This window comes from Endozoicomonas atrinae, assembly GCF_001647025.1.
In the GTDB taxonomy this organism is placed as follows: domain Bacteria; phylum Pseudomonadota; class Gammaproteobacteria; order Pseudomonadales; family Endozoicomonadaceae; genus Endozoicomonas; species Endozoicomonas atrinae.
This window is the reverse complement of sequence record NZ_LUKQ02000171.1, coordinates 1-11,993: the sequence shown is the minus strand read 5'-3', so window position 1 is coordinate 11,993 and position 11,993 is coordinate 1. Positions and strand designations below refer to the sequence as shown.

The window sequence follows — 11,993 nt, the reverse complement described above, 5'->3', positions numbered from 1 at the left end:
ACCATTCGCACCGGAGTTAAACAGCTCAGAAAGGCTATGGGAGTGGATGCGGGAGCATGACTTATCAAACAAAGCATTTTCAGGTTATGAAAATATTGTAGATTGTTGCTGTGAAGCTTGGAATAACCTTTGCAGCGAAGCTGGTCGACTGTTCAGTCTGTGCTCCCGTGATTGGGCAGTTATACAGTAGTTAGAAAATTCAATTGGTATAAGTTGAAGCTCCTCGCCATAGCTACAGCTATGACTCGTCACTTCACCTTTATGCCCTTCAGGGTATTGTCTTACACTCCAATCCATCATACTCATAATGGGTTTAGAAAGTTTAATTGGTATTATTTGATGCTTAGCTTTCCCTTATCGGATTGTTCGGGTGCTGTGTCCAGTTCAGGTAAGGCTTGCCGGTCTGCTGCCTGATCATGGATATACAGTTTTCGACGGGGCAGGTGATCTGGCAGAGGTTGCACCCTACGCAGGCCTCATCGATGACATCAAACCGGCGCTGAGTTGCGTTGTTATCCGGTGTCATGGCTATTGCCTGGTGCGCAGTGTCTTCACAGGCCGCGTAGCAGCGACCGCATTGAATGCAGCTGTTCTGATCAATACTGGCAATGGTCTTGTAATTCAGATCCAGGTATTTCCAGTCCGTCAGACTGGGAACTGCGGCGCCTTGAAAGCTATCCAGAGATGGGTAGCCTTTGCTGTCCATCCATCGTGACAGGCCATCAATCATGTCTTGTACAATTTTAAAGCCATTCAGCATGGCGGCAGTGCAAACCTGCACTGTTCCTGCGCCAAGGGCCATAAATTCCGCAGCATCCCGCCAGGTACTGATACCGCCAATAGCGGAGATGGGCAGGTCAGCAGTATCCGGGCTTCGAGCTATCTGCCCTACCATGTTCAGTGCGATAGGTTTTACGGCTGTTCCACAATAGCCGCCACTGGTGAACTGATCGTTAACAGCGTGGTATCCCACCATCTGATCCAGATTGATTCCGGTAATCGAGTTGATGGTATTGATCAGTGATACGGCATCTGCACCACCGGCCTGAGCCGCTTCGGCAGCAATCACTATATTGGTGATATTGGGTGTGAGTTTAACGACAACGGGCAGGTTACAGTGTTGTTTGCACCAGTGGGTAACCATTTCAATATATTCCGGCACCTGACCAACTGCAGAGCCCATACCTCTTTCAGGCATTCCGTGGGGGCAGCCAAAATTCAGTTCGACACCGTCACACCCTGTCTCTTCTACCTGCCTGAGGATGGTTTTCCAGCTCTCTTCTTTGCAGGGCACCATTAGCGAGACCAGCAGTGCCCGGTCTGGCCAGTCTTTTTTGGTCTGGCGTATTTCATTCAGGTTGATCTGGAGTGGGCGATCAGTGATCAGTTCGATATTGTTAATCCCGATCACGTCACCCCGGGTATTTTTATGGCAGGAGTAACGGGAGCAGACATTGACCGGTGCCGGGTCTTCCCCCAGGGTTTTCCAGACGACACCGCCCCAGCCTGCCTCAAATGCCCGATAGACATTGTAAGCTTTATCAGTCGGTGGAGCAGAAGCCAGCCAGAATGGGTTAGGGGAGTGAATACCCAGAAAATTACTGGTTAAATCAGCCATTATCGCTACCTCCCTGCAGGTAATGATGGATGGCATAAGCAGCCCGCTTGCCATGCTCAACAGCGTGAACAGTCAGGTCTTTACCTTTATCAATGCAGTCTCCACCGGCCCAGACGTTAACCAGTGAAGTGCGAAAGTTGTCATCTGTTACTATGCGATTGCCGTTTAACTCAGGGCTTTCATAGGTGTTGGCAAATGAATCCACCAGGAAATGCTGACCAATGGCTTTATAGAGCGTGTCTACCGGTAAAGACGTCAGCTCACCCTTGCCCTGTAACTTACCATTCGCATCCAGCGCGGTTTTTTCCAGCTGCACGGCTGTGATGTAACCACCTTCAATAACCAGAGATGAGGGCTGAAGCCAGGTAAGGATTCGAATACCATTATCTCGCGCGAAAGCCTGTTCATGATCCGTTGCTGACATCTGTTCACTGCCACGACGGTAGACAATGGTGACGTCTTCTGCCCCCAGCCGTTTGCATTGACAGGCGATATCAATAGCGGTGTTGCCACCGCCGATCACCACGATCCTTCTGCCAATGGGCAGTTGGCTCAGATCATTGCACTGTCGAAGTGAAGATATGGCCGGGAGGGCATCTTCAACACCTTGTGCTTCTTCGCCTTGAAGACCCAGCGGGCGGGAACCTCCAAGCCCAATACCAAGAAAGACTGCATCAAACTGCTTCCGCAGTTGATCCAGGCTGAGATTATGCCCCAGCTGCAAACCATACTCTGGATAAATACCGCCAATTTCCATAACGAAGTCCACTTCCTGCCGGGCATAGCTATCAACCAGTTTGTAGGAGGCGATACCGTATTCATTCAGGCCTCCGGGCTTTTCCCGTGCATCAAACAAGGTAATGTTGTGACCTTTTCGGGCCAGGTGATGTGCACAGGTCAGACCTGCCGGACCTGCACCCACAACTGCGATAGCTTTTCCTGTTTCTGGCAAACGGATGAATGGGTGCTCACCTGGCTGGCGATTATCGACGGCATAACGCTGCAGACGACCGATCTTGACTGGACTGCACTCGGGCTCATGATTTCTGACGCAGGCCTGCTCGCAAAGGATTTCAGTTGGACAGACCCGGGCACAGCTTCCTCCCAGAATGTTGGCATCCAGAATGGCCTGCGCTGCACCGTCAATATTGTCAGTGGCGATCCGGTTGATAAAGGCGGGGATATTGATGCCGGTGGGGCAGGCTGGGATGCAGGGGGCTGCTTCGCAGTACAGGCATCGGCTGGCTTCAATATGAGCTTCGTAATCACTGAGTGCAGGCTTAATGTCCGCAAAGTTGCGTTGGTATTCTTCCGCTGACAGCCTGCTACTGTGAATATCGGGTTTATTCATGGCTGTTAATCCTCATCAGGTGTTAGAAGACTAGCAGTCAGAGTTGATTCAGAAAGAATACAGGTATATGACTATATCTGGCCGTGAAAGACGAATTTATAATTTACATTCCAATGACCTTTTTTCCGTAGATTCGTTAATGCTGCTTTATATTCTTGACCTTTTTGGTACTGCGGTGTTTGCCATCAGTGGTGTCTGGCTGGCCTGCCGGAAAGACATGGATTTGTTTGGGGCAATGGTGCTTGCCTTTGTGACTGCTGTCGGGGGTGGCACGATAAGAGACGTTTTGCTCTCATCTACTCCCGTATTCTGGATAAAAGATACGCTGTACCTGTTGGTAATTCTTGCGACAACCCTCTTTGCTATCGTGGTTCGTCAGTGGCATGAGCGTAGCAAGTGGATTCTTCAGGTGTCTGATGCCCTGGGGCTGGCCGTCTTTGTCGTAATTGGTGTTACCAAGTCGTTGTCGTTTGGTGTGGAACCCATGGTCGCTATTATGATGGGGGTTCTGACTGGCTGTGGTGGTGGTGCCATCCGGGATATGCTGGCCGGGGAGGTTCCCATGGTGCTGAGAAAGGAAATCTATGCATCGGCAGCCATGGTAGGTGGCGCTGTATTTGTAGTTCTGGAACCTGTGATTCATAACAGTGATGTAACCACTGTTATTGCTGTGCTTGCAGTGTTGGTATTGAGGCTGTTAGCACTTTACAAGGACTTGTCACTGCCTCGTTTCAGTTTGCCTATATAAAGTTATTTGACCGGTTCTCTCCGAGTGAGAATCGGTCAGCCTGTTCCAGGTTTTCAGAATCCCCATTTTTCATATATGGTGTTCAGGTAATGTTTCCATTCCTGTTCAATAAATGTTTGTATCTCTTCTGCTTTCTCAGTGTTACCGGAGTCAATTGCCTTTTTCAGTAATGTCGATGGGTACCTCGGGTACCTTGGCTCTTCCCTGTCGTCTTCAATAAGGTATCCATCAAGTCCCATTGTCATGAAACAGTCGTTAATAAACAGACTGTTTAGCTGATGCTTTCTATCAACCTCCACACAACCGGTACGCACCACATTGAGGTAGGACATGGCAATTTTCTTTTGGTTGTGGCCTTTATCAAAATAGAAGTTTGATGTTTTTCGGGGAGAATAAATAAAGACATCAACACTTTGGTCACCTTGTATGACAAGATCCCGGTGGTTATCCAGATAAAAAGAAACATTTTCAAAGGGTATTTTGATTCTCTGGTAGGCAGGGCCTTCGCGCTCATCGAAAGCACCCAGTTGGTCTTTTTTTACGGCAAAGATCAGGCCGTTAACATATGCGTCTGGAACTGTACTCTGTTCAACGCCAAGGGTTCTCTGCTGACCACGCTCTGACCATAAATTCCATAACCTCTCCATTCCCTGAATTTTGACCGGGAAATAAACAGCATCCTCCGGATCGGGTGCTGTTGCCGTTCTGGCTGGCGTTTGCATCAGGCTGCCGTAACCAAAAATATAGACGTTATCGTCACTCGCTTTCGCTGTACTGGTAACTAACATAATAAAAACAAATGTTAAGTAGATTTTTACATGCATGATCATCGGTCTTTTCATTATTGTAATATTGGCCACTTCCTGCCAGAGAAAGAATAGATATGGAAGGCCCAATATGATTTGGGTACGTAGGTTTAAGACTTGTCGAAGACTATTTAGTTCCAGAGGCGTGTTGCTCCAACGCCCATTGAATATGTTCCTGAACCAGTTCTGATGGATAATCCAGACGGCCTTTCAGGGCTGTAATAATAGTTTCATTAGTCGTTGCATTGCCCAGTGCCACGGCAATATTGCGCAGCCAGCTCTCATAACCCGCTCGGCGGATGGGAGAACCGGCTGTTCTCTCCAGAAACTGCTCTTCACTCCAGTTGAAAAGATCCACCAGGTCACTGGCATCTAGGTGATGACGAGGCTGGAAGTCTTCCTCTTGGGTAGGTTTGGCAAAACGGTTCCAGGGGCAGGCCAGCTGACAGTCATCACAACCGTAGATTCGATTTCCCATCAGGGGGCGCAGTTCTTCAGGAATGGAACCTTTGTTTTCGATGGTCAGATAAGAGATACAACGGCGGGCATCCACCTGATAGGGGGCAACAATGGCCTGAGTTGGGCACTTATCCATACAGGAGGTGCAACGCCCGCAGTGATTATTCTCGTAAGGCTTATCCACTGGCAGAGGGAGGTTGGTAAACAGTTCACCCAGGAAGAAAAAGGAACCTGCCTTTCGGTTCAGTATCAGGGAGTGCTTTCCCATCCAGCCCAGCCCTGCCTGCTGAGCTAACGGGCGCTCCATTACCGGCGCACTGTCCACAAAAGCACGATAGCCATGATCACCAGCGGCGGCTTCAATCTGCTTGCCCAGCTGGGTGAGCCGTTTACGGATTAATTTATGATAATCCCGGCCCAGTGCATAGCGGGAAACGTAGGCTTTTTCCGGTTCATTGAGCAGTTTGACGGTTTCCGTATCCGCAGGCAGGTAATCCATGCGTGCAGAAATCACTCTTAATGACCCGGGGTGTAGTTGATCCGGGTGTGCCCGCAGCTCCCTGTGCTGGCTCATATAGGCCATATTGCCGTGATACCCTTTATCAAGCCAGGATTCAAGATGCTGAAGGTCTCTGTCAGGTATTTTGGCTTCGGTGATGCCGATCTCCTGAAAGCCAAGCTCTCTGGCCCAGGTGCGAATTTTTTCAACGAGTTTTTCCATATCCGGTGCTGGCGATGAGTCCGTCAATGTGGTTAAAGTGGTTTGTAAAGATAACGGCTCAGACACTGAATTGGATTAACTCTTTTGGCATAGTTTGAATGCAGAATACAATCTGCATTGTAACATCGCGGGCACGCTTATGAATAAGAGCTTACCAGAGTCTCTCTACACTGCAGATCAGGTTCGACAGCTGGATCATGTGGCTATCCACCAGGAAGGCATTCCGGGTTTTGAGTTAATGACAAGAGCGGCCCGAACCGTTCTGTCCACTATTGGCCGCTACTGGCCAGAAGCCGACACGCTTTTGGTTTTGTGTGGGGCAGGAAACAACGGCGGTGATGGGTATCTGGTTGCCAAGCTGGCGAAAGAGAAGGGACTGAGGGTTTCTGTACTTAGTTTTAAAAATCCTGCAGAGCTGTCAGGTGATGCCCTGACTGCCTGGCGGGCATGCTCTGATGCGGGTGTTGTTATTCGACCTTACGACAGTAAACAGTCTCTGTGCGCGGATGTGATTGTGGATGCCATGCTCGGTACCGGGCTTTCTGGTGATGTGCGAGGTGACTATCTGGATGCCATAAAGCGCCTTAATCACCTTGAAAACCCGGTGTGTGCTGTGGATATTCCGTCCGGTCTTTGTGCTAACACAGGTGTTCCGCTGGGAGATGCCGTCAAGGTACAGCTTACTGTCTCTTTTATAGGCCTGAAGCAGGGGCTCATGACGGGGCAGGGGCCTGAGTACTGTGGTGAGCTGGTATTTAATAGTCTGAGAGTTCCAGAATCGGTTTATCAAGCCGTTCCCTCTTCCTGTCGACGAATTTCTCCCGGGCAGTTTCGTGGTTGGCTTTCACCCAGAAGCCGTGCAGCCCATAAAGGTGATTTTGGGCATGTATTGCTCATCGGTGGAAACAAAGGGATGCCGGGAGCGATCATCATGGCCGCTGAGTCCGCCATCCATTGCGGTGCTGGTCGTGTTACTGTCGTTACACGCAAACGGCACCTTTCAGCGCTGGCGGTTCGCTGTCCAGAGGTGATGGGAACATCGGTCAAGAGTCGCTCAGGTCTTGGTTCTCTTGCTGATGGCAAGAATGTCATTGTTGTTGGCCCTGGGCTGGGTAGAGATGACTGGGGGTTGAAGCTGCTGAAGGATGCGCTGGCTGCAGAGTGCCCAGTGGTTCTGGATGCTGATGCCCTGAACCTTTTATCGGATCATCCACAATTGCTAAAGGGACGAAAGTCTCCGATGATTTTCACCCCTCATCCGGGAGAGCTGGCCCGTTTATCGGGTCTGGATGTTCCAGCAATTCAGAAAAATCGATTTGCAGCGCTGGTAGACAGTCATAGACAATTAACCGCTCTTACTGGCGAGAGTGGAGCGGAAAGCCAGCAAGATATAGCCCTGCTGTTAAAGGGAGCGGGAACTCTGATTTTTGATGGCCAAAACACTGCGCTGTGCTCTGATGGAAACCCGGGTATGGCAGTAGCAGGTATGGGGGATGTACTCAGTGGCATTATTGGCGCGTTGCTTGCCCAGGGGCTGGAACCGTTCAGGGCGGCTCAAATGGCGGTCTGGCTGCACGCATCTGCAGCGGATGAGGTGGTTGCCGGTCAGGGTGAAACTGGCTTGAGGGCAACTGAGTTGATTCCGGTTATTCGACAACGAATGAATTTTATCATTGGTCATTAGGCTCTGGTAGCTGACTGTTTGGAAACGCTTATGCAAGGCAGATATGAACTGCTGATAGAAAATGAAGATGCCATGGTGGCGCTGGGGGGGCATCTGGCAGAAGCTCTGGGTGACCAGGGAATTGTCTTTCTGCATGGTGATCTTGGCGCGGGTAAAACCACGTTCTGCCGAGGCGTCCTTCGGCATCTTGGTCATCAGGGCGCCGTAAAAAGCCCGACGTATACACTGGTAGAGCCTTATGAGGTAAATAACCACAAGGTTTACCACTTTGACCTATATCGCCTTGCCGATCCTGAGGAGTTGGAGTTTATTGGCGGTCGGGACTATTTCAGTGAAGCAGCGCTTTGCCTGGTCGAGTGGCCATCTCGCGGGCAGGGGGAGCTGCCAGAGGCTGATCTGGAAATTACTTTTGATTATGACCTGCCCGGAAGGAAGGCGACGATTGTCGCAGGTACTGATACAGGGAAGAGAGCGCTGGAAACCATAAGGGCGCTTCAGGGGGGCGGATGAGTCAGAGAACAGGGACTGTTCGCCGGATTCTGGATCTATTATCAGCAGCATTTACCAGTAAAAAATCATCCTCTTCCAATGAGGTTGATCCGGTATTTTCTGTTGGCAGAAGGCGCGTCGTAAAGCAGCTAAGCATCCTGGCAGTGGGTATTGCTTCCCTGAAGGCTCAGGTGGCTGAGGCGGTCTATAAACTGATTAAAAACGTCAGGCTCTGGCGGTCGCCGGATAAAACACGTCTGGTGTTTGATGTTTCCGATGCGGTTGAGCACAACAAATTCCACCTGAGTAACCCCAGCCGGCTGGTGATTGATGTTGACGGTGCCCGTCTCAGTGGCTCATTCAACAGCTTGCAGCTGAAAGGCACGCCGATTCAAAAGATCCGGCATGGTGCCCGTAACCAGAATGACCTCCGTATTGTGTTGGATCTCAGTGAAAAAGTATCCAGCGAAAGCTTTCTGCTGAAACCCAATGCGACATACGGTCACCGTCTGGTGGTGGACCTGTTTGATGATGAGGACAGAAAACCAAAGCCAGTGGTAAAACAGAAGCCTGTTGGCTATCGGGATATTGTGGTCGCGATTGATGCCGGTCATGGTGGAGAAGACCCGGGTGCTATTGGCTACGGTGGAGGCTATGAGAAGCATGTAACTCTGGCGATTGCAAAAGAGCTGGCCGCGCTGTTGGGCAGGGAAAAGGGGTTCCGGCCCGTTCTGGTCCGCACTGGCGATTACTATATTGATCTTCGCCGAAGAACCCAGATTGCCCGTGATAATAAAGCTGATCTGTTTATCTCAATACATGCGGATGGCTTTAAGGATCGTCGAGCGAAGGGGGCTTCTGTTTTCGCTCTTTCACGCAGTGGTGCTACCTCGGAAACTGCTCGCTGGTTAGCCCAGAAAGAGAACGCATCGGACCAGATTGGTGGTGAAGGCGGTATTTCCCTTGGGGATAAGGACGATGTTCTGGCGGGCGTTCTGCTGGATCTGTCCATGACCTCAACGCTATCGTCCAGCCTGGAAGTGGGTAATAAAGTTCTGGCCAATATGGGTGGCATTAACCAGCTTCATAAAAAACAGGTCGAGCAGGCGGGCTTTGTGGTGCTCAAATCTCCGGATATTCCATCCATTCTGGTAGAAACCGGGTTTATCACCAACCCTGAAGAGGCCAGAAAACTGAAGAGCCGCAGCCACCAGAAAGCGATGGCGAAAGCGATTTTCAATGGTACAAAAAGCTGGTTCTACAAGAAGCCGCCACCGGACACACTGGTTGCCAAGTGGAAACAGGATGGTACCCTTAAAACCCGGCCATCACGGTATGTGATCAAGCCTGGGGATACGTTATCAGAAATTGCTGATCAGTTTGACATCAGTATGAATGACCTGAAGCGTGCTAACCGGCTATCCAGCGCCAATAATATTCGCGTTGGTCAGGTGCTGGTGATTCCAAACTGAACTTGGTTCTTTAACGCCCAACTTAAAGAACCCTTGCTGCAGAGTAACAAGACGTTATGAAACCCATCCGCCTCCTTGATAATCGACTGGCTAACCAGATTGCTGCCGGTGAGGTGGTGGAACGTCCTGCGTCCGTGGTGAAAGAACTGCTGGAAAACAGCATTGATGCCGGGGCAAAGCGCCTGACGGTTGAAGTTGAAAGCGGTGGCGTCAAGTTGATTCGTATCCGTGATGATGGTCACGGCATACCTCAGGACGAGTTAGCCCTGGCGCTTTCCCGACACGCTACCAGCAAGATCTCTGAACTGGAAGATTTGGAAGGTGTTGCTACCCTTGGGTTTCGTGGAGAAGCGCTTGCGTCCATCAGCTCCGTTTCCAGGCTTACCCTGACGTCTAATGTTGAAGAGCAGGAGTCAGGGTGGCAGGCCAGGGTCGAAGGTCGGGATATGGAAGCGCAGGTTATGCCTGCACCGCACCCGGTGGGAACAACCATAGAAGTTAAAGATCTGTTCTTTAATACGCCGGCTCGGCGCAAGTTTCTCCGTACCGAAAAGACCGAATTTTCACACCTTGAAGAGGTGGTTAAGCGCCTGGCCTTGTCCCGCTTTGATGTGGGCTTCACGCTCCGCCACAACCAGCGTAGTGTTCACCAGTTACGACCAGCAGCGACTCAAGCAGAAAAGGATCGTCGAGTCGCCGCGCTTTGCGGTCCTAAATTTATTGAAAACGCGGTCATTATTGATGTTGAAGCCTCTGGTCTGAAACTGTATGGCTGGGTCGGGCTGCCAACTTTCTCCAGGGCCAGTGCAGACCTTCAGTATTTCTTTGTAAATGGTCGTGTTATTCGGGATAAGCTGGTGGCTCACGCGGTTCGTCAGGCCTACCGTGATGTACTGTACAGTGGGCGTCATCCGACATTTGTCCTTTATCTGGAGCTGGATCCGGCCATGGTGGATGTCAATGTTCATCCCACCAAGCATGAAGTCCGTTTTCGTGATGGCAGAACCGTCCATAACTTTCTGTTCAGTACCCTGAATCGTGCCCTGGGTGAAGTTCGCCCGGAAGATCAGTTGCCTCCCACGGTATTGAGCAATCCACCCCAGCCCCAGGCATCTGGTATTGATGCTGGTGAGTTTCAGGGGCAGGAAACCATTCGACTCTCAGCTGCTCCTGCATCTTCCAGAACAGGTCATTATGCTAATGAAAATTCAGGCGGTGGGAGTAGCTATGATCGACGTCCTGCGTTATCAGAAGCGCCCTCTCCAGGTCAGGTTAAGCGACAAATAGAAGCCTATAGCCAGCTATATGCCAGCTCTGCGGAGTCGGTTAGTGCAAGTCAGGCTAAGGCGGTGGGTGATGATACTGTACAGGAATCTGCCGTAACATTTTCAGCTCAGGTACCTGTTCAGCCTCTGCCGGAAAACGATTCTCTGACACCGCCACTGGGGTATGCCATAGCCCAGCTGAAAGGGATTTATATTCTTTCTGAAAATGACCAGGGAATGATTCTGGTGGATATGCACGCCGCTCATGAACGGATTACTTATGAGCGCATGAAACAGTCCTATCAGGAGCAGGGGATTCGTGCTCAGCCGCTGTTGGTACCTAAATCCGTTTCGGTCAGTGAACGTGAGGCAGACTGTGCAGAAGAAAACAGTGAATACTTTTCCCGTCTGGGATTGACTCTGGAGCGGATGGGGCCGGAAACGCTGCTGGTGCGGCAGATACCCGTGATGCTGCAGAATGCCGATGTTGAGAAGCTGCTGAGAGACGTACTCTCAGACTTGATGCAGCACGGTACCAGCGACCGCATTGAGGCTCATATCAATGAAATTCTGGCCACCATGGCCTGTCATGGGTCAGTGCGGGCGAACAGGAAACTGTCCATTGAAGAGATGAATGCCCTGCTTCGTGATATGGAACAGACAGAGCGCAGTGGGCAATGTAACCATGGTCGTCCAACCTGGACCATGCTCACTATGGATCAATTGGATAAGTTATTTTTGAGGGGGCGTTAACGTTTTTGAACTTATCAGGACTGTATTGCTCTATGTTAGGTATAGTGCTGAGCTCCTTGCGCTCTGTATCAGTTGGCAATGAAAATCATCTTATGTGGTTTTAACGTTTTTTGATAAAAATCAGGTTGCTGTTCTTTAGATGTTGCCTATTTGTTATATGAAAATCGTATTTAGAAAATTGACAAATATAATAATGGGATCAGGTTGTGGAAGGTGTCAATCCTTATACTGCAGGGCTTCAAGGTCGGCCTGTTGAAGGTGAACATAATACAGAAAGTAGTTCTCATGTACGTGTGTTGAGCCCAGTTAGCACGAAGGTGGCTGGAAAGACCAAACATCAAGTATCAGAAGTAAGAGAGAAAGAGTCTTTTGAAATAAGTGAAGTCAGTAAAAGAAATAACTCTGAGCAAACGAGCCTGTAAATAATTCTGTGTAAACGCCACCAAAACTATTACTCCTTGAACCGGTCAGGAAACATAATTTCAAACCGGTTCATGGCTGCTTTCCAGTTCCTGATCGGCATGGTCCATTTCTCGGAAGCTTTTTCCATGGCCAGATAGATTACCTTCATGACTGACTCATCAGTCCGAAAAATCTTCCGGTTCTTGATCGCCTTACGAATGACGC

The 11,993-nt window shown here is 50.0% G+C and carries 10 protein-coding genes and 2 pseudogenes; 7 read left to right on the top strand and 5 right to left on the bottom strand.

The features are described 5' to 3' along the window. A pseudogene (locus AK963_RS35640) lies at window positions 1-190 on the top strand (IS630 family transposase); the annotation flags it as partial. A 153-nt stretch (window positions 191-343) separates the two neighbouring features. On the opposite strand, the gene preA reads toward AK963_RS35640, so the two are convergent. Beyond that, window positions 344-1,618 carry an NAD-dependent dihydropyrimidine dehydrogenase subunit PreA gene (preA, locus tag AK963_RS19545; protein WP_066017114.1) on the bottom strand — a complete coding sequence of 425 codons (1,275 nt, stop codon included), beginning with the start codon at window positions 1,616-1,618 and terminating at the stop codon, window positions 344-346. Beyond that, window positions 1,611-2,969: an NAD(P)-dependent oxidoreductase gene (locus tag AK963_RS19540; protein ID WP_066017113.1), complete on the bottom strand. Its 1,359-nt coding sequence runs from the start codon at window positions 2,967-2,969 to the stop codon at window positions 1,611-1,613. Before AK963_RS19540 ends, preA begins: the two co-directional genes overlap by 8 nt. A gap of 139 nt (window positions 2,970-3,108) precedes the next feature. Here AK963_RS19540 and AK963_RS19535 point away from each other — a divergent pair, with 139 nt between their 5' ends. Further along, window positions 3,109-3,717: a trimeric intracellular cation channel family protein gene (locus tag AK963_RS19535; RefSeq protein WP_066017116.1), complete on the top strand. Its 609-nt coding sequence runs from the start codon at window positions 3,109-3,111 to the stop codon at window positions 3,715-3,717. A 53-nt stretch (window positions 3,718-3,770) separates the two neighbouring features. Here the strand turns inward: AK963_RS19535 and AK963_RS19530 are convergent, their stop codons facing one another. After that, window positions 3,771-4,541: a gamma-glutamylcyclotransferase family protein gene (locus AK963_RS19530; RefSeq protein ID WP_139117532.1), complete on the bottom strand. Its 771-nt coding sequence runs from the start codon at window positions 4,539-4,541 to the stop codon at window positions 3,771-3,773. A 109-nt stretch (window positions 4,542-4,650) separates the two neighbouring features. Beyond that, on the bottom strand, window positions 4,651-5,703 hold the full coding sequence (gene queG / locus AK963_RS19525; protein ID WP_066017111.1) for a tRNA epoxyqueuosine(34) reductase QueG: 1,053 nt from the start codon (window positions 5,701-5,703) through the stop codon (window positions 4,651-4,653). 139 nt (window positions 5,704-5,842) lie between these two features. Between queG and AK963_RS19520 the strand changes: the two genes are divergently transcribed. The 5 genes from AK963_RS19520 (at window position 5,843) to AK963_RS19500 (ending at window position 11,788) form a co-directional block, all read left to right on the top strand. Beyond that, window positions 5,843-7,387 carry a bifunctional ADP-dependent NAD(P)H-hydrate dehydratase/NAD(P)H-hydrate epimerase gene (locus AK963_RS19520; RefSeq protein WP_066017110.1) on the top strand — a complete coding sequence of 515 codons (1,545 nt, stop codon included), beginning with the start codon at window positions 5,843-5,845 and terminating at the stop codon, window positions 7,385-7,387. Window positions 7,388-7,417: 30 nt separating this feature from the next. Next, a complete protein-coding gene (tsaE, locus tag AK963_RS19515; RefSeq protein WP_066017109.1) occupies window positions 7,418-7,897 on the top strand; it encodes a tRNA (adenosine(37)-N6)-threonylcarbamoyltransferase complex ATPase subunit type 1 TsaE in 480 nt (159 codons plus the stop codon). Next, a complete protein-coding gene (locus AK963_RS19510; protein WP_139117531.1) occupies window positions 7,894-9,348 on the top strand; it encodes an N-acetylmuramoyl-L-alanine amidase in 1,455 nt (484 codons plus the stop codon). Before tsaE ends, AK963_RS19510 begins: the two co-directional genes overlap by 4 nt. Before the next feature lie 56 nt (window positions 9,349-9,404). Continuing rightward, window positions 9,405-11,366 carry a DNA mismatch repair endonuclease MutL gene (gene mutL, locus AK963_RS19505; RefSeq protein WP_066017108.1) on the top strand — a complete coding sequence of 654 codons (1,962 nt, stop codon included), beginning with the start codon at window positions 9,405-9,407 and terminating at the stop codon, window positions 11,364-11,366. Window positions 11,367-11,572: 206 nt separating this feature from the next. Next, the gene (locus AK963_RS19500; RefSeq protein WP_066017107.1) at window positions 11,573-11,788 is read left to right on the top strand and encodes a hypothetical protein; all 216 of its coding nucleotides are present in this window, start codon (window positions 11,573-11,575) and stop codon (window positions 11,786-11,788) included. Window positions 11,789-11,817: 29 nt separating this feature from the next. On the opposite strand, the pseudogene AK963_RS32260 reads toward AK963_RS19500, so the two are convergent. Beyond that, a pseudogene (locus tag AK963_RS32260) lies at window positions 11,818-11,993 on the bottom strand (IS256 family transposase); the annotation flags it as partial.

What these genes read in the sequence shown, in the direction of transcription:
- mutL (WP_066017108.1), top strand. Translation starts at nt 9,405, where the DNA reads ATGAAACCCATCCGCCTCCTTGATAATCGACTGGCTAACCAGATTGCT.
- AK963_RS19520 (WP_066017110.1), top strand. Translation starts at nt 5,843, where the DNA reads ATGAATAAGAGCTTACCAGAGTCTCTCTACACTGCAGATCAGGTTCGA.
- AK963_RS19510 (WP_139117531.1), top strand. Translation starts at nt 7,894, where the DNA reads ATGAGTCAGAGAACAGGGACTGTTCGCCGGATTCTGGATCTATTATCA.
- AK963_RS19535 (WP_066017116.1), top strand. Translation starts at nt 3,109, where the DNA reads ATGCTGCTTTATATTCTTGACCTTTTTGGTACTGCGGTGTTTGCCATC.
- queG (WP_066017111.1), bottom strand. Translation starts at nt 5,703, where the DNA reads ATGGAAAAACTCGTTGAAAAAATTCGCACCTGGGCCAGAGAGCTTGGC.
- AK963_RS19540 (WP_066017113.1), bottom strand. Translation starts at nt 2,969, where the DNA reads ATGAATAAACCCGATATTCACAGTAGCAGGCTGTCAGCGGAAGAATAC.
- tsaE (WP_066017109.1), top strand. Translation starts at nt 7,418, where the DNA reads ATGCAAGGCAGATATGAACTGCTGATAGAAAATGAAGATGCCATGGTG.
- preA (WP_066017114.1), bottom strand. Translation starts at nt 1,618, where the DNA reads ATGGCTGATTTAACCAGTAATTTTCTGGGTATTCACTCCCCTAACCCA.
- AK963_RS19530 (WP_139117532.1), bottom strand. Translation starts at nt 4,541, where the DNA reads ATGCATGTAAAAATCTACTTAACATTTGTTTTTATTATGTTAGTTACC.